The sequence below is a fragment of the Actinomycetospora flava genome (assembly GCF_037400335.1).
Taxonomy (GTDB): Bacteria; Actinomycetota; Actinomycetes; order Mycobacteriales; family Pseudonocardiaceae; genus Actinomycetospora; species Actinomycetospora flava.
On sequence record NZ_JBBEGM010000007.1, the window covers coordinates 244012 to 261102 of the forward strand.

Consider the following 17091-nt stretch of genomic DNA (forward strand, 5'->3'; position numbering starts at 1 on the left):
CCCGAGGTCTACCCGATCGCCCTAGACGACGCCCAGGCTCGTCATCGCCTCCGCGACGCGCAGGAAGCCCGCCGCGTTGGCGCCGTTCTCGAGGTCGGTCGGATCGCCGTGGTAGCGCTCGGCGGCGTCGCGGACCCGGTCGAAAGCCTCGCCCATGATCGTCTGGAGGCGCTCGTCGACGTCCTCGCCGCTCCAGCGCTCGCGGCCCGCGTTCTGCTGCATCTCGAGTGCCGACACCGCGACCCCGCCCGAGTTGGCGGCCTTGCCCGGACCGAAGCCGACCCCGGCCTCGCGCAGGATCTCCCGCGCCTCCGGCGTGACCGGGCCGTTGGCGCCCTCGGCCACCACCCAGCAGCCGTGGTCGACGAGCGCGCGCGCCTCCTCCGGGCCGATCTCGTTCTGTGTCGCGCACGGCAGCGCGACGTCGCAGTCCAGGGTGAACGCCGACCCGTCGGACGCCGTCGCGTTCGAGCGCTTCTCGGCGTAGTCGGCCACCGAGCCGCCCTGCCCCTTGACCTCGCGCAGCGCGTCGACGTCGACGCCGTCGGGCTCCGCGACCGACCCCCGCGAGTCCGAGCAGCCGACGACGGTGCCGCCCGACGCGATCACCTTCTCCATCGCGAAGAGCGCGACGTTGCCGCTGCCGGAGACGACGACGCGGGCGCCGTCGAGGTCGCGCCCCTGCTCGGCGAGCATGCGCCGGGTGAAGTAGACGGCGCCGAAGCCGGTCGCCTCGGGCCGCAGCGCCGAGCCGCCCAGCACCGCCGGCTTGCCGGTGAAGGCGCCGGGCTCGTGGTAGCCGATGAGGCGCTGGTACTGCCCGTAGATCCAGCCGATCTCGCGGGACCCGACGCCCATGTCGCCCGCGGGCACGTCCACCGCGGCCCCGACGTGGCGGGCGAGCTCGGTGGCGAACGACTGGCAGAACCGCATGAGCTCGCCCGTCGACAGCGTCTTCGGGTCGACGTCCGCGCCGCCCTTGCCGCCCCCGATGTCCTGGCCGGTCAGGGCGTTCTTGAACACCTGCTCGAAGCCGAGGAACTTGATGACGTCGAGGTCCACCGACGGCGCGAACCGCAGGCCGCCCTTGTACGGGCCGAGCGCGGAGTTGAACTGCACCCGGATCCCGCGGTTGACCCGCACGGTGCCCGCGTCGTCGGTCCACGGGACCCGGAAGACGATGACCCGCTCGGGCTCGCAGAGCCGCCCGACGACGTCGGCGTACTCCGGGTGCTCGACGAGCACCGGCCCGATGCTGCGGAGCATCCCGCGGACGTCGGCGTGGAAGAAGTCCTGGTGGGGGTCACGGCGCAGGACGTCGCGCCAGACCTCCCGCAGCACCGCGTTCTCGGGCTCGTGCGTGTCTGCGCGCGTCATCGCCGTCCTTCGTGACGTCGTCGTCCCGTCGGGCTTCCGCCTGCGTTGTTACCCGCCGGTCGGCGGACTCAGTCGGACTGCTCGGCCGAGCACCACCACGTCGTCCGGCCGCCGACCGTGCCCTTCTCCATCGGGGCGCCGCAGCGCGGGCACGTCTCGTCCTTCGCGCGGTGCGGGATCACCTCGCCGGTGTGCACGCCGCCCTTCTTGATGGCGTCCCGGGTGGCGCGGCGCAGGACCCGGCGCAGGTCGTCGAGCTCCTCGGTCGAGAGGTCGCCCGCCGGGCGCGACGGCGAGAGCTTCGCCTCCCAGAGCGTCTCGTCGGCGAGCAGGTTGCCGACGCCGGCGAGCACCGACTGGTCGAGCAGCTTCGCCTTGATCGCGACGATCCCCTTGCCGACGCGGGCGCGGAACTCGTCGCGGGTGATCTCGGCGGCGTCCGGGCCGAGCGCGTCGACGTCGGGCTCGAGGTGCACGCGCCCGAGGCGGCGCTTGTCGAACAGCCGCAGGGCCCCGCCGTCGTCGAAGCTGATCGTGACGCGGTCCCACTCCGGCTTGTCCGGCCGCTCGCCGGGCTTCTTCGGCATGCCGCCGACGTGCGGGTCGCCGCCGGCGTAGAGGCTGGAGTCCTCGTTCCCGGTCGGTCCGGTGACGAAGATGCGCCCGCCCATGCCGAGGTGGATGCCCAGGTGGGGACCCGCCTCGCCGTCGGCGGTCACGGTGTCGCACCACATCGTCTTGCCGCGCCGGTGCGCCGCGGTGAGGCGGCCGCCCTTGAGGGCCTGGTCGATCTCGCCCGGGTGGTGCGGGCGGCAGACGTACTCGTCGGTGTCGTCGACGCTCGCGATCACCCGGTCCAGGGCCTTCTCGACGACCTGGCGCGCGTTCTCGACCTCGGGCAGCTCCGGCACGCGACCCATTCTGCCGTGGTGGTGGGGCTGCACACTGATCCTCGTGCTGACTCCCACCGCCATGCTCGCCGTCGCCCTCGAGGAGGCCCGGACCGGCGCGGCCGCGGGCGGCGTCCCCGTCGGGGCGGCGCTGTTCGGCGCCGACGGGGAGCTCCTCGGGCGCGGCCACAACCGCCGCATCCAGGACGGCGACCCCGCCACCCACGGCGAGACCGCCGCCTTCCGCGCCGCCGGGCGCCGCCCGCACTACCGCGAGACGACGATGGTCACGACGCTCTCGCCGTGCTGGTTCTGCGCGGGACTCATCCGGCAGTTCCGCATCCCGCGCCTGATCGTGGGCGAGGCGGAGAACTTCGGCGGGCAGCACGCGTGGCTCGCCGACCTGGGCGTCGAGGTGACGGTGCTCGACGACCCGGACTGCGCGGCGCTCATGCAGCGCTTCGCCGCCGACCACCCGGAGGCGTGGCTCGAGGACATCGGCGGGCCCGAGTAGAAGTTTTTCCGGGACCGTGTCGAAACGCGTCGTCGCCGTTCGACCTGGGGGCAGAGAAACCCGCTGACACCCCGCCCCGGAGGTCACCATGTCCGTCGTCGTCACCGCCCCCGCCGCCACCGCCACCGCCGCCCCGGCCCGCACCGTGTCCCGCGCGACGACCCGCGGCCTCGCCGTCGTCGGTGCCGGTGCCGCCGCCCTCGCGGGCTGGACGGTCGGCGCACTGCTCGGCGCCGACTACTGGATCACCGACGTGCAGGGCACCGCCCGCGTCGACATCCCCGCGGCCGTGGGCTCGACGGTGATCATCGCTCTGCTCGGCTGGGCGCTGCTGGCGGTCCTCGAGCGCGTCGCCACCTGGGGCCGCACCGCCTGGACCTACCTCGCCGTCGGTGTCCTGGCCGTGTCGATGACCCCCATCGGCCTGGTCGAGGCCACCGCGTCCACCCGCATCGGCCTGATGATCGCGCACCTCGCGGTCGCGGCCGTCGTGATCCCCGCCTTCACGCGCCGCTGAGCACCGTCACGGCACGAGCCCCGGGACCCCGGTCCCGGGGCTCTCGTGCGTCAGGACCTCGGTGACGCAGCGGGCCACCGCACCGTGCGGGTCGGACGCCGCCGCGCCCCGCTCGTCGGGCACCCCGAGCCCGCGCAGCAGCGTGCGGCAGAACTCGGCGGCGACGTCCTCGGGCGTCATCCGGCCCTGCGGGTCGAACCACGTCCACATCCAGTGCAGCGAGCCGAACATCTGCAGGCTGCGCAGCCGCGCGTCGCCGGGCGCGAACACCCCGGCCTCCTCCCCCTCGTGCAGGACCGCGACGACGAGGTCGCGGTACGCGTCGCGCTGCGCCCGCGCGGTCTCCATCCCCGGCACGTCGGTGAGGCGCACGACCTCGCGCTGGAAGGCGACGGTGGTGGCGGGCTCGAGGGTCGAGTAGCGGACGCCGGCGTGCACGAACGCGGCGATCCGCTCCTCAGGGGCGGTGAGCCGGGCGAGGAGCGCGTGCGCCTCGTCGAGGCGCCGGCGCATGTAGCGCTCCTGGACCTCGGCGAGCATGCGGTCCTTGGTGCCGAAATGGTGGACGATCGTGCCCTTGCTCATCCCGAGCTCGGCGGCGACGTCGCCGAGGTTGGCGCGGTCGTACCCGCGCTCGGCGATGTGGCGGGTGAAGGTCGCGAGGATCTCGTCGCGCCGCCCGCCGCGAGGGCGGCCCGGGGCCACCACCGGTTCGGTCACGACGCCCCCTTGAAAACTGACCGCACGTACGGGCAGAGTAGCGCACGCCACGGGGTCGTGGGACGCGTCGAGAGGAGCCGGCGGTGGACGGTGGGATCGCCGACTGGGTCGCGCGACGCGCGGAGCGCCGGCCCGCGCACACGGCCCTCGTCGACGTCGCCACCGGCGCCCGCCACGACTACGCCACGCTCGACCGGCGCGTGAGCGCGCGGGCCGCCGCCCTCGTCGCGCTCGGCGTCGGGGCGGGCACGCGCGTCGCCCTGCTCGGCGAGAACTCCGCCGCCTACCTCGAGTGGCTCTTCGGCGCGGCACGGGTCGGCGCGATCGCCGTGCCGGTCAACCACCGCCTCGCGCCGGCCGAGGTCGCGCACGTCCTGGGCGACTCGGGGTCGACGGTGCTGGTGCGCTCGGCGACGTTCTCGTCCCTGGCCGAGGAGGCTCTAAGCGGGCTGGACGACCCTCCGGCGGTGGTGGACCTCGGCGCGGAGCCGGGCGACGGCACCGTCGCGCCGCACCCGGCGGCCGGTGACGACCCCTGCGTGATAATGTACACCTCGGGGACCACGGGCGTCCCGAAGGGCGCGGTCCTCACGCACGACAACATGCTGTGGAACGCGATCAACATGGTCACCGCGGGTCCCGGCATCGGCGGCTCCGAGGTGACGATCGCGGCGGCACCGCTCTTCCACATCGGCGCGCTCGGGCTCTCCGCGCTCCCCCTGCTCTACGCCGGCGGCACGGTCGTCGTTGTCCCGGCGTTCGACCCCGCGGCGTTCGCCGAGCTCATGGCCACCGAGGGCGTCACCACCCAGTTCCTCGTCCCCGCGATGTGGGCGGCGCTGACCCGGCTGCCCTCGCTGCCACTCCAGCCGGCGCTGCGCTGGGCGATCTCCGGCGGGGCGCCCTGCCCGGTGACGGTGATCGAGCACTTCACCGGCCTCGGCTGGACGTTCACCGAGGGCTTCGGGATGACCGAGCTGTCCCCCGCGGCACTGTTCCTCGACGCCGCCGACGTGCTCACCCACGCCGGCTCGGTCGGGCGCCCGTTCCTGCACGTCGACGCCCGGCTGGTGTCCGAGAGCGGGGAGGAGGTCGGGGTCGGCGAGGTCGGGGAGCTGGTGCTGCGGGGCCCGACGGTGTTCGCGGGCTACTGGAACCGGCCGGAGGCGAGCGCCGAGGTCCTGCGCGAGGGGTGGTTCCACTCCGGTGACCTGGGCGTCCGCGACGCCGAGGGCTTCGTGACGCTCGTGGACCGCAAGAAGGACATGATCATCACGGGCGGCGAGAACGTCTACCCGATCGAGGTCGAGCAGGTCCTGCACCGCCACCCGGCGATCGCCGACGTCGCCGTCGTCGGGGTCGGCGACGCGCAGTGGGGCGAGACGGTGCTGGCGGTGGTGGTCGCGTCCGGGGCGCTCGACCCGGACGAGGTGATCGCCTACGCCCGCGAGCGCATCGCGCACTTCAAGGCGCCGCGACGCGTCGAGGTCGTCGAGGAACTGCCCCGCAACGCGACCGGGAAGCTGCTCAAGCGGGTCCTGCGCGAGCAGTTCGCCGGGCAGGCCGAGGCGGTCCGGCGATGACAGAGGCGGTGACGGGGTCGGCGAGCCTGTCGAGCGAGGGACGCCCTGGCTGCGTCGCAGGCAGCGAGGGTCACCCTCGCTCCAACGGCTCGGCGCACGACGCGTGGGCGACGCCGGAGCGGCGGGCGCTGCGTGAGCTGGTCGCCGACTTCACCGCGCGCGAGATCGTGCCCCACCTCGCGGCGTGGGAGGACGAGGGCGCGCTGCCCCGGGCACTCCACGAGCGCGCCGGGGCCCTGGGGCTGCTCGAGCTGGGGTTCCCGGAGGCCGCGGGCGGGGTCGGCGAGCACCTCGACGCGTGCCTCGTCGCCGAGCAGCTGATCCTCTCCGGCGGGTCGAGCGGGGTGTGCGCGGGCCTGTTCACCCACGGCATCGGGGTCCCGCACATCGCCAACGCCGGCGACCCCGACCAGATCGCGCGCTTCGTGAAGCCCGCCCTCGCCGGGCGGCTGATCGCCGCGCTCGGCATCACCGAGCCCGAGGCCGGCTCCGACGTCGCGGCGATCACTACGCGCGCCCGGCGCGACGGCGACGAGTACGTCGTCGACGGCGCGAAGACGTTCATCACCTCGGGGACGCGGGCGGACGTCGTCACCACCGCCGTGCGCACCGGCGGCGAGGGCCACCGCGGCCTGTCGCTGCTGGTGATCGAGACCGACCGGCCCGGGGTGTCGCGTGCGCGGCTGCGCAAGATGGGCTGGCACTGCAGCGACACCGCGGAGCTGCGCTTCGACGGGGTGCGCGTACCGGCGGCGAACCTCGTCGGCGCCGAGGGCACCGGCTTCCGCCAGATCATGGTCAACTTCGCGGCGGAGCGGCTGTCGATGGCCGTGCAGGCGTACGCGACCGCGCAGCGCTGCGTCGACCTGACGATCGACTGGGCCCGCTCCCGGCGGACGTTCGGCGCGCCGCTCGCGCAGCGCCAGGTCGTGCGGCACCAGATCGCGGAGATGGCGCGTTCGGCCACGGTCGCGAGGACCTACGTGCGGGACGTCCTCGCGCGCTGGCAGGCGGGCGAGGACGTCGTCACCGAGCTCGCGATGGCCAAGAACACGGCGGTCGTGGCGTGCGACGCCGTCGTCGACCGGGCCGTCCAGCTGCACGGAGGGATGGGCTACATGCACGGCGTGGAGGTCGAGCGCCACTACCGCGACGCGCGGATCCTGGGCATCGGCGGCGGCGCGAACGAGATCATGACCGAGGTCGTGGCGGGCCGGTTGGGGCTGGACGGATGAGCGCACCGACCGTGGAGTCGCTCCTGGGCGACCTCGACGCCGAGCGGGCGGCGGTGATGTCGCTGGTGCGCGAGATCCCGCGCTCGTCGTGGACGCTGCCGACGCGGGCGGAGCCGTGGACCGTGCGCGACCAGGTCGCCCACCTCGGCTGGTTCGACGGGTCGTTCGCGCGGGCGATCTCGACGCCGGCGGAGTTCGAGGCCGAGCGCGACGCGATCACCGACATCGCGGGCTACGTCGACCGGACCCTGAGCGAGGTCCCGGAGGTCGGGCCCGCGGCGCTCGCGTACTGGCAGGACGCGGCCCGGGCGTTCGACGACGCGGCGCGCGCCTGCGACCCGTCGGCGCGCCTGCCCTGGTACGGGCCGCCGATGTCGCTGCGCTCGGCGATCACGAGCCGGATCATGGAGACCTGGGCGCACGGCACCGACGTCGCCGACGCCCTGGGCACCCGCCTCACGCCGACCGACCGCCTGCGCCACGTCGCCGACATCGCCGTCCGGGCCCGGGCGCAGGGCTACCGGGTCCGCTCGCGGGACGTCCCCGACGTGCCCGTCCGCGTCGAGCTCACCGGCCCCTCGGGCGGTGCTCCCTGGGCATGGGGAGATGTCAGCGACGTGGCGTCGCAGACGTCCAGTGTCCGTAACGCCACGCGCTCGATCCCGGATCGGATCGCCGGCGACGCCGAGGAGTTCTGCCTGGTGCTCGTGCGCCGGGTGCACGTCGACGACACGAACCTCGAGATCACCGGTGACGCGGCGCGCGAGTGGATGGAGCTCGGGCAGGCGTTCGCGGGCACGCCGGGGAAGGATCCGCAGCGCGCATGACCCTCCAGGAGATCACGCCGAGCGCGGTCCTCGGTTCACGGCTGGACCCGAGCTCGCCGGAGTACGCCGCCGACCGTGCGGCGATGCTCGACGCGCTCGCCGGGGTCGACGAGGTCGCCGCGACGGTGCTCGCCGCCGGCGGCGCCAAGTACGTCGACCGGCACCACGCGCGCGGCCGGCTGACCGCCCGTGAGCGCGTCGACCTGCTGCTCGACCCCGACGCCGCGTTCCTCGAGATCGGCGCGCTGGCCGGGGCCCACGAGCCGGACCTGACGACGCCGGGCGCGGGGCTGGTGGTCGGGATCGGCGCGGTCAGCGGCGTCGAGTGCATGGTCGTCGCGAACGAGCCGACGGTGAAGGGCGGGTCGATCACCCCGATCGGCGTCACCAAGCAGCTGCGCGCCCTGGAGATCGCCGAGCGCAACCGGCTGCCGGTGGTCGCGCTCGTCGAGTCCGGCGGCGCCGACCTCCCGCGCCAGGCCGACCTGTTCGTGCCCGGCGGGCGCACGTTCCGCGAGATGACGCGGCTGTCGGCGGCGGGCATCCCGACGATCGCCGTGGTCTTCGGCTCCTCGACCGCCGGCGGCGCGTACATGCCGGGGATGAGCGAGTACACGGTCTTCGTCCGCGGGCAGGCGACCGTCTACCTGGGCGGTCCGCCGCTGGTGAAGATGGCGATCAACGAGGACGTCGACGACGAGACCCTCGGCGGCGCGGAGATGCACGCGCGCGAGTCGGGCCTCGCCGACCACCTGGCCGCCGACGAGCGCGACGCCCTGCGCATCGGGCGGCGCATCGTCGCCGACCTGGGCTGGCGGAAGGCGGGGCCGGGGCCGTCGCTGCCGGCCGACCCGCCGCTGCGCCCGGCCGAGGAGCTCCTGGCGTGCGCGGCGAGCGACGCCAAGCGCAGCGTCGAGGTCCGCGACGTCCTCGCCCGGGTGCTCGACGGCTCGCGGTTCGACGAGCACAAGCCGCTCTACGGCACGACGCTCGTGTGCGGGTGGGGCTCGATCGGAGGCTTCCCGGTCGGCGTGCTCGCGAACAACGGGATCCTGTTCTCCGAGGAGTCGCAGAAGGGCGCGCAGTTCGTCCAGCTCGCCAACGCCCGGTCGATCCCGCTGCTGTTCGTCCAGAACATCACCGGGTTCATGGTCGGCTCGGCCTACGAGCGCGGCGGGATCATCAAGGACGGCGCGAAGCTGATCAACGCGGTGTCGAACTCCGAGGTCCCGCACCTGACGCTCATGGTCGGCGCGTCCTACGGGGCCGGGAACTACGGCATGTCCGGGCGCGCCTACGACCCGCGCTTCGTGTTCACCTGGCCCAACCACCGCATCGCTGTCATGGGCGGCACCCAGCTCGCCGGCGTCATGTCGATGGTGCAGCGGCGCTCGGCGGAACGGGCCGGACGCTCCTACGACGAGGACACCGACCGCGCCACCCGGAAGGCGATCGAGGACGGCGTCGAGGCACAGTCCAACGCCGTCTACGCGTCGGGGCGGATGTGGGACGACGGCGTCATCGACCCCCGTGACACCCGCACGGTCCTCGGCCTCGCCCTGTCCGCGGTCCACTCGGCCCCGATCACCGGCGCGACCCGCTTCGCGCCGTTCCGGATGTGACCACCCTCGGGGGGCTCCGCCCCCCGAGCACCCCCCGCTCCGCTCGCGCGTCATGGAAGGACCACTCGGTGATCAGCACGCTGCTCGTGGCCAATCGCGGCGAGATCGCGCGACGGGTCATCCGCGCGGCGCGCGCGCAGGGCGTCCGCACCGTCGCGATCTACTCCGAGCCCGACGCCGACGCCCCGCACGTCGCCGAGGCCGACCGGGCCGTGGCGCTGCGCGGGTCGACGAGCGCCGAGACCTACCTCGACGCCCCGCAGGTCCTCGCCGCCGCGCGGGCGACCGGCGCCGACGCCGTGCACCCCGGCTACGGCTTCCTGTCCGAGAACGCGGCGTTCGCCCGCGCCTGCACCGCCGCCGGCCTGACCTGGGTGGGCCCGGACCCGGCGTCGATCGAGGCGATGGGCGTCAAGCACACCGCCAAGGCACTCGCCCGCGAGGCCGGCGTCCCGACGCTGCCGGACGCGCTGCTCGACACCGACGACCCCGCCGACTGGGCCCGCGCCGGCGAGCACGTCGGCTTCCCGCTGCTGGTCAAGGCCAGCGCCGGCGGCGGGGGCAGTGGGATGCGGGAGGTCCGTGCGGCGGACGAGCTGCCCGACGCCGTCCGCTCCGCGCGCGCCGAGGCCGCGCGCAGCTTCGGCGACGACACCGTCTTCCTCGAGCGCCTGCTCGACGCGCCCCGGCACGTCGAGATCCAGGTGCTCGGCGACGCCCACGGGCACGTCGTGCACCTCGGCGAGCGCGAGTGCTCGATCCAGCGCCGGCACCAGAAGGTCGTCGAGGAGGCGCCGTCGCCGGTCGTGTCGCCGGAGCTTCGCGAGCGGATGGGCGCCACGGCCGTCGCGCTGGCGGAGAAGCTGGGCTACGTGGGAGCGGGGACGGTCGAGTTCCTCGTCGAGGATGCGGAGTTCCTGGCGTCTGACGCCAGCGATGCCGCATCGCTCGCACCGGCCGCGTTCTACTTCCTCGAGATGAACACGCGGCTGCAGGTCGAGCATCCGGTGACCGAGGAGGTCTACGGCGTCGATCTCGTCGCGCTCCAGCTCGGCATCGCCGAGGGTGCGCCGCTGCCGTTCGCCCAGGCCGACGTCGTCCCGCGCGGGCACGCGATCGAGGTGCGGCTCTACGCCGAGGACCCCGCGGCCGGCGACCGCCCCAGCCCCGGCACGCTGCACCGCTACCGCCACAACTCTTCGGGCTACGACGACACGCTGCGCTGGGAGGACGCGCTCGGCACGCACGGCGAGGTCAGCGCCTTCTACGACCCGATGATCGCCAAGGTCATCGCCCACGCCCCGACGCGCACCGCGGCCGCCCGCACGCTCGCCGCCGGGCTGGCGCAGGCCGAGATCCACGGCCCGGCCACCAACCGCGACCTGCTCGTCGCCGTGCTCCGCGACCCCGACTTCCTCGCCGGGGAGACCCGCACCGACTTCCTCGACCACCACGACGCGCTCCGCACCCCCGAGCCCGCCACCCCGCGCGTCGTCCACCTCGCGGCGGCCGTCGCGTGCACGAGCGCGGCGCGCAGGCAGCACGACCCCCTCCGCGACCTCGCCCCGCCCGGCTGGCGCCTGCTCCGCGGCGCCCCGCGACCCGCGATCACCTGGGCGGGCCCGGACGGCGAGGTCACCCCGGACCTCGACGGCGTCGAGCTGCGTGACGTCACCCCGCACGGCGCCCGCGTCACCCACGCCGGCGTCGAGTACCGCTGCCGCGTCGCCCACCACGACGGCACCGCCTTCGTCGACGACGGCGAGGGCCACAGCGCCTGGCGCGAGGTGCCGCGCCTGCCCGCCCCGGACGCCGCGGCGGGCGGGGCCGGGCCGGTCAGCGAGGTCCCGGGCACCGTGGTCGAGGTGCTCGTCCAGGAGGGCGAGCACGTCGTCGCCGGCCAGAAGCTCGTCGTGCTCGAAGCCATGAAGATGGAGCACCCGGCCCTCGCCGCCGCCGACGGCGTCGTCGAGACGGTGCACGTCGCGGTCGGCCAGTACGTCGAGGCGCACGCCACGCTCGTCACCCTGGGGGCAGCCGAGTGATCGCCATCGCCAACGTGAGCGGCTTCTACGGCGACCGCCTCGCGGCCGCCCGCGAGATCGTCGACGCGCACCTCGAGGGCCGCGTGCACGTCGACGTCCTCACCGGCGACTGGCTCGCCGAGCTCACGATGGGCCTGCTTGCCAAGCAGCGCGAGCGCGGCAAGGGCGGCTGGGCGACGACCTTCGTGCGCCAGATGCAGGACGTGCTCGCCGACTGCCTCGAGGCCGGCATCCTCGTCGTCGCCAACGCCGGCGGGCTGGACCCCGCGGGGTGCGCGGCGGAGATCGCCGCGATCGACGAGCGCGCCCGCGTCGCCTGGGTCGGCGGGGACGACGTCACCGACGTCGTCGTCGGGCTGCCCTCCGAGCAGACCGCGCACCTCGAGACCGGCGAGCCGCTCGGCGAGAAGCCCCTGGTCGCCAACGCCTACCTCGGCTGCCGCGGCATCGTCTCCGCGCTCGAGGCCGGGGCGAACGTCGTCGTCACCGGGCGGGTCACCGACGCCGCCGTGGTCGTCGGGCCCGCCGCGTGGCGGCACGGGTGGGGTCCCGACGACCTCGACGCGCTGGCCGGCGCGGTCGTCGCCGGGCACGTCATCGAGTGCGGCGCGCAGGCCACCGGCGGCAACTTCTCCTTCGCCGGCGAGCTCGCGGGCACCGAGCACGTCGGGCTGCCCGTCGCCGAGATCGAGGCCGACGGGTCCGCGGTGGTCACCAAGGCGGCCGGGACGGGCGGGGCGGTCACCGTGGAGACGGTCACCGCGCAGCTGCTCTACGAGGTCGACGGCCCGCGCTACCTCACGCCCGACGTGGTCGCGCGCCTCGACACCGTCGCGCTGGCCCAGGAGGCCCCGGACCGCGTGCGGATCACCGGTACGCGGGGCGAGGCGCCGCCGGAGACGGTCAAGGTCGGCGCGATCGTGCCCGCGGGCTGGCACAACGAGATGACCTTCGTGATCACCGGGCTCGACGTCGACGGCAAGGTCGATCACGCGCTCGCGGCGCTCTGGGCGGGCGTGCCGGGCGGTCGCGACGCCTTCGACCGCGTCGAGACCCGGCTGCTCCGCGCCGACCGCGACGACCCGACCCGCATGACCGACGCCGTCTCCCTGCTCACCGTCGCCGTCGCCGGGAGCAGGGAGGCCTGCGCGCGCCTGTCCCGCGCGGCCGTCGAGACCGCGCTCAGCGGCTACGCCGGCTTCTTCGCCACCACCCCGCCCGGTCCCGGCAGCGCGGCGAGCGTGTTCTGGCCGATGCTCCTGCCCGCCGCCGACCTGCCCCAGCTCGTCGGGCTCGCGGATCGGACGTGGACGGTGCCGCCGCCGAGCGCGTCCTCGCGGACCGAGGGACTCCCCGAGTGCGTGGGAGGCAGCGAGGGCGTCCCTCGCGCCCACACCGGCGCCGCCGACCTCCGCAGCGAGGGACTCCCCAACTGCCTCCCATGCAGCGAAGGTGACCCTCGCTCCCACACCGCCACCACCCGCGCGCCGCTCGGCCGCGTCGCCGGCGCGCGGTCCGGCGACAAGGGCGGCAACGCGACGCTCGGGCTCTGGGCGCGCGACGACGACGCCTACGCCTGGCTCGCCGCCTGGTGGGACGACGAGCACGTCGCCTGGCTGCTCGGCGAGGACGCCGCCGGGTGCCCGCGGCGCCTCTGGGCGTTCCCGCGGCTGCGCGCCGTCGGCGTCACCGTGGTCGGCTTCCTGGGGCGCGGGGTGGCCGACAACCTCGCGCTCGACCCGCAGGCCAAGGGGCTCGGCGAGTTCGTCCGGGCCCGACACGTGGACATCCCCGAGGAGCTGCTGCGATGAAGGTCGACGCCACCGTGGTCACCGGTGGGCTCAGCGCGTTCGCCGACGACGCGGTCACCGCCGAGCAGGCGGGCTACGACGCCGTGTGGGCGTCGGAGACCCAGCACGACCCGGCCGTGATGATCACGCTCGCGGCCACCCGCACCGAGCGGATCACGCTCGGCACGGCGATCACCGTCGCGTTCGCCCGCACCCCGATGACGACCGCGATGACCGCCAACGACCTGCACCAGGTCACCGGCGGGCGGTACATCCTCGGCCTCGGCACCCAGATCAAGCCGCACGTCACCAAGCGCTTCTCGATGCCGTGGTCGCGGCCCGCCGACCGGATGCACGAGTACATCCGGGCCGTGCGCGCGATCTGGGACGCGTGGAACACCGGCGAGCGGCTGGACTTCCGCGGCGAGTTCTACACGCACACCTTGATGACGCCGTTCTTCTCGCCCGACCCGAACCCCTACGGCACCCCGCCGATCCACCTCGCCGGCGTCGGCCCGCGGATGACGGCGGTGGCCGGCGAGGTCGCCGACGGGTTCATGGCGCACGCGTTCTCCACCGAGCGCTACCTGCACGAGGTGACGCTGCCGTCGCTGCACCAGGGCTTCGAGAAGGCCGGCACGGACGGCACCGGCTTCGAGTTCTCCGCCACCGCGCTCATCGCGACCGGCAACACCGAGGAGGAGTTCGCCGCGTCGGTGAAGGACGTGCGCCGGCAGGTCGCCTTCTACGGGTCGACGCCCGCGTACCACCCGGTGCTCGAGCTGCACGGCTGGGGCGATCTCGCCCGCGAGCTCAACACGCTGTCCAAGAGGGGCGAGTGGGATGCGATGGGGGAGGCCGTCGACGACGAGGTCCTGCACACGATCGCGATCGTCGCGGAGCCCGACGAGGTCGGACCGGCCCTGGAACGGCGCTTCGGCGGCGTCGCCCAGCGCATCCCGCTCTACGCGCCGACCGGGTCCCAGACCGACCGCTGGGGCGCCGCGCTCCAGCACCTCCAGGGAGTGAAGTAAGTGGTCGCGTTCACCGAGGAGCACCAGGCGTTCCGCAAGACCGTCCGGACCTTCGTCGAGCGGGAGATCGACCCGTACGTCGACCAGTGGGAACGCGACGAGCGCATGCCCACCCACGAGCTGTTCGGCAAGCTCGGTGAGCTCGGCTTCCTGGGTCTCGAGTACGACCCGGCGTACGGGGGCGGCGGCGCGGACCACCTGTTCTCGGTGGTGCTCGCCGAGGAGATCGGGCGCGCGGACGCCGCCGGGGTCGGCATGGCGATCGCCGTGCAGACCGACATGGCGACGCCGTCGCTGGCCCGTTTCGGCTCGGAGGAGCTGAAGCAGCAGTACCTCGCCCCGGCCATCCGCGGCGAGCACGTCACCGCCATCGCCGTCACCGAGCCCGACGCCGGTTCCGACGTCGCCGGCCTGCGCACCCGCGCCGTCCGCGACGGCGACCACTGGGTGATCCACGGCTCGAAGCTCTACATCACCAACGGGGTGCAGGCCGACTGGCTGTGCCTGCTCGCGCGCACGTCGGACGAGGGTGGCGCGCGGGGGATGTCGCAGATCATCGTCCCGACGGACACGCCCGGGGTGTCGGTGTCGCGGACGCTCGACAAGCTGGGCAACCGCTGCTCGGACACCGCCGAGCTGTCGTTCGACGGCGCGCGGGTGCCGGTCGCGAACACCATCGGCCGCGAGGGCCGCGGCTTCCAGCAGCAGATGTCGCAGTTCCAGAACGAGCGCATGGTCGCCTGCTACGGCCGCGTCGGGGCCTGCGAGCGGGCCCTGGACCGCACCGCGGCGTACCTGCGCAACCGGCACGCGTTCGGCGGGCCGCTGATCACGAACCAGTACCTGAGCTACCAGCTCGCCGAGCTCTACGCCCGCGTCGACATGTGCCGGCACTACAACTACGCGTGCGCCGAGGCGTTCATGCGCGGCGAGGACACGTCGCGGTTCGCCACGATCGCCAAGCTCGCGATCGGCCGGCTCTGCGAGGACGTCGCCCGCACCTGCCTGCAGTACCACGGGGGGCTCGGCTACATCGAGGAGACGTGGACCGCGCGGTTCCTGCGCGACATGCGGATCACCTCGATCGGCGGCGGCGCCGACGAGGTGATGCTCCAGGTGATCGCGAAGATGCACGGCATGTAGGGGCCGTTCGGCGTACGTGAGTGAAATTCCCGGCGATAGCCGTGAATATCGCTCACATGGGAGTCGAGGTGCTGCCGCTGCCGCCGGAGCAGGCGGTCACACTGCTGACCGAGCCGGAGGCGTTCGCGGAGCGCTTCGGGCTCACCCTCGTCGACGGCTACCTCGCCTTCCCCGACGCGCTCGAGCCCACCGTCACCGCGCTCGAGGGCGGGGTGGACCCGCGGTGGTTCGCGCACCTCATCGTCGAGGGCACCGAGGTCGTCGGGCTGGGCGGGTTCACCGGCCCGCCGACCGACGGCGAGGTCGAGATCGGCTACTCGGTCGCGCCCTCCAGGCAGGGCCGCGGGGTGGCGACGGCCGCCGTCGGGCTGTGGCTCGAGCGCGCCACGCGCGGCGGGGTCCGGCGGGTCCGCGCGCACACCCGGCCGGAGGAGAACGCCTCGGCGCACGTGCTGCGCCGCCACGGGTTCGTGCGCGACGGCGAGGTCACCGATCCGGACGAGGGCACCGTCTGGCGCTGGGTGCGAGACCTGCCCCGACCGGCAGGTTGATCTACCGTGTCGCCCGTGCCCACCCCGACGGCCGCGCCGACCTCCGTCCAGCGCTCCTTCCAGCTCTGGATCGCCGCGGTGGTGGTCGGCGTGCTCGGCAGCGTGTTCTCGCTCGCGACGTCGGCGACCGTCCCGAACGGTCTCCTCGCGGCCGGCGGGATCGTCGGCGTCGTCGTCGGGCTGCTGTTCCTCGCCGCCCTGGTCTACCTCGCGCTGCGGATGCGGCAGGGCGAGAGCTGGGCGCGCCTGGCGCTCGCCGTCCTCGGGGGCGTGACGGCGGTCTTCACGGTCGTCGGCGTGCTGCTCACCGTGGGCCTCGGTGTCAGCCTGGGGGCCCTGTCGACGGTCCTGAGCCTCGTGCAGGCCGCGCTGATCATCGCTGCGATCATCTTCTCGTTCCAGGCGCCCGCGAACGCCTATTTCCGCTGATCGCGGCAAGAGTAGTGGGCGCGCAGCGTGCCCCGGAGTTGAGTAGTCGGTTCGTCTGCCCGGGCGTACGCGAGCGCCCTAGGTTCCTGCCATGAGCGCACCGAACCCCCCGTACGGACAGCGACCCACCGGCCCCCAGCCCGGACAGCCCCCGTACGGCCCGCCCCGGTACGGGCCCCCGCCCGGCTACGGCCCTCCCCCGGGCTACGGCCCGCCACCCGGCTACGGTCCCCCGACCGGCCCCCACACCGGACCCCACACCGGCCCCCACTACGGCCAGCAGTACGGGCACCAGCAGCGCCCTCCCCAGGGCCCGCCGCCCGGGCCCTCGGCCGGCGGCCCCAACCCGGTCATCCCCCCGGGCTTCGGCGGCGTGCCGCTGCCCGCGGACATCCCGCAGTCGGTGCAGCGCGCGTTCCTGCTCTGGGTCGGCATCATCGGCGTCAACGTCCTCAGCGTGATCGTCTCGACGATCGGCTTCGCCGACGTGCTCACCGGCGCGGGCGTCGTCTCCGCGCTCCTCGGCGGCGCGATCGGGATCTTCCTCGCCCTGCACTTCCGCGGCGGCCGGCCGTGGGCGCGCCTCGTGCTCACGGTCCTGACCGGGCTCGCGATGCTGTCGAGCGTCTTCTCGTTCTTCGGCGCGTTCGTGCTCATGGCGCTCGCCCCCGCGTGGGGGTTCCTCACGCTCGTCACCAGTGCCGTGTTCCTCGCCGGCGGCGCGCTGGCCCTGATCCTCGCCTGGAACGCCTCGTCGAACGCCTGGTTCGTCAAGGTCACGTTCTGAGCGCACCCGCGGCGGCGCCGGTGCGGT

At 74.2% G+C, this 17091-nt stretch carries 16 protein-coding genes; 13 read left to right on the forward strand and 3 right to left on the reverse strand.

Features of this window, described 5'->3' with window-relative positions:
- Positions 1-21: 21 nt before the first annotated feature.
- The gene (gene gdhA, locus WCD58_RS18315) at positions 22-1377 is read right to left on the reverse strand and encodes an NADP-specific glutamate dehydrogenase (protein ID WP_337704486.1); all 1356 of its coding nucleotides are present in this window, start codon (positions 1375-1377) and stop codon (positions 22-24) included.
- Between the two features lie 68 nt (positions 1378-1445).
- Entirely contained in the window at positions 1446-2288 is an 843-nt protein-coding gene (locus tag WCD58_RS18320; protein ID WP_373696242.1) for an Fpg/Nei family DNA glycosylase, read from the reverse strand.
- Positions 2289-2349: 61 nt separating this feature from the next.
- On the opposite strand from WCD58_RS18320, the gene WCD58_RS18325 reads away from it, so the two are divergent.
- Both WCD58_RS18325 and WCD58_RS18330 read left to right on the forward strand, forming a co-directional pair.
- The gene (locus tag WCD58_RS18325) at positions 2350-2781 is read left to right on the forward strand and encodes a nucleoside deaminase (protein ID WP_337704601.1); all 432 of its coding nucleotides are present in this window, start codon (positions 2350-2352) and stop codon (positions 2779-2781) included.
- 88 nt (positions 2782-2869) lie between these two features.
- Entirely contained in the window at positions 2870-3298 is a 429-nt protein-coding gene (locus WCD58_RS18330) for a DUF6069 family protein (protein ID WP_337704488.1), read from the forward strand.
- Positions 3299-3304: 6 nt separating this feature from the next.
- On the opposite strand, the gene WCD58_RS18335 is transcribed toward WCD58_RS18330, so the two are convergent.
- Complete coding sequence (locus WCD58_RS18335) at positions 3305-4018, reverse strand: TetR-type transcription factor C-terminal domain-containing protein (RefSeq protein WP_337704489.1); 714 nt, start codon at positions 4016-4018, stop codon at positions 3305-3307.
- Positions 4019-4101: 83 nt separating this feature from the next.
- On the opposite strand from WCD58_RS18335, the gene WCD58_RS18340 reads away from it, so the two are divergent.
- The 11 genes from WCD58_RS18340 (at position 4102) to WCD58_RS18390 (ending at position 17064) form a co-directional block, all read left to right on the forward strand.
- Positions 4102-5601 carry an acyl-CoA synthetase gene (locus WCD58_RS18340; RefSeq protein ID WP_337704490.1) on the forward strand — a complete coding sequence of 500 codons (1500 nt, stop codon included), beginning with the start codon at positions 4102-4104 and terminating at the stop codon, positions 5599-5601.
- A complete protein-coding gene (locus WCD58_RS18345; protein ID WP_337704491.1) occupies positions 5598-6836 on the forward strand; it encodes an acyl-CoA dehydrogenase family protein in 1239 nt (412 codons plus the stop codon). The genes WCD58_RS18340 and WCD58_RS18345 overlap by 4 nt, the downstream gene beginning before the upstream one ends.
- Positions 6833-7663, forward strand: a complete 831-nt coding sequence (locus WCD58_RS18350) for a TIGR03084 family metal-binding protein (protein ID WP_337704492.1) — start codon at positions 6833-6835, stop codon at positions 7661-7663. The genes WCD58_RS18345 and WCD58_RS18350 overlap by 4 nt, the downstream gene beginning before the upstream one ends.
- Positions 7660-9285 carry an acyl-CoA carboxylase subunit beta gene (locus WCD58_RS18355; RefSeq protein WP_337704493.1) on the forward strand — a complete coding sequence of 542 codons (1626 nt, stop codon included), beginning with the start codon at positions 7660-7662 and terminating at the stop codon, positions 9283-9285. The genes WCD58_RS18350 and WCD58_RS18355 overlap by 4 nt, the downstream gene beginning before the upstream one ends.
- A gap of 68 nt (positions 9286-9353) precedes the next feature.
- A complete protein-coding gene (locus WCD58_RS18360) occupies positions 9354-11330 on the forward strand; it encodes an ATP-binding protein (protein ID WP_337704494.1) in 1977 nt (658 codons plus the stop codon).
- Entirely contained in the window at positions 11327-13141 is a 1815-nt protein-coding gene (locus WCD58_RS18365; protein WP_444876322.1) for an acyclic terpene utilization AtuA family protein, read from the forward strand. Before WCD58_RS18360 ends, WCD58_RS18365 begins: the two co-directional genes overlap by 4 nt.
- Positions 13138-14154: a TIGR03617 family F420-dependent LLM class oxidoreductase gene (locus tag WCD58_RS18370; RefSeq protein WP_337704496.1), complete on the forward strand. Its 1017-nt coding sequence runs from the start codon at positions 13138-13140 to the stop codon at positions 14152-14154. Before WCD58_RS18365 ends, WCD58_RS18370 begins: the two co-directional genes overlap by 4 nt.
- Positions 14155-15297 carry an acyl-CoA dehydrogenase family protein gene (locus WCD58_RS18375; protein ID WP_337704497.1) on the forward strand — a complete coding sequence of 381 codons (1143 nt, stop codon included), beginning with the start codon at positions 14155-14157 and terminating at the stop codon, positions 15295-15297. It abuts the gene before it with no gap.
- 56 nt (positions 15298-15353) lie between these two features.
- Complete coding sequence (locus WCD58_RS18380) at positions 15354-15848, forward strand: GNAT family N-acetyltransferase (RefSeq protein WP_337704498.1); 495 nt, start codon at positions 15354-15356, stop codon at positions 15846-15848.
- A 15-nt stretch (positions 15849-15863) separates the two neighbouring features.
- The gene (locus WCD58_RS18385) at positions 15864-16277 is read left to right on the forward strand and encodes a hypothetical protein (protein ID WP_337704499.1); all 414 of its coding nucleotides are present in this window, start codon (positions 15864-15866) and stop codon (positions 16275-16277) included.
- Positions 16278-16368: 91 nt separating this feature from the next.
- On the forward strand, positions 16369-17064 hold the full coding sequence (locus WCD58_RS18390) for a hypothetical protein (protein WP_337704500.1): 696 nt from the start codon (positions 16369-16371) through the stop codon (positions 17062-17064).
- Positions 17065-17091 lie beyond the last annotated feature (27 nt).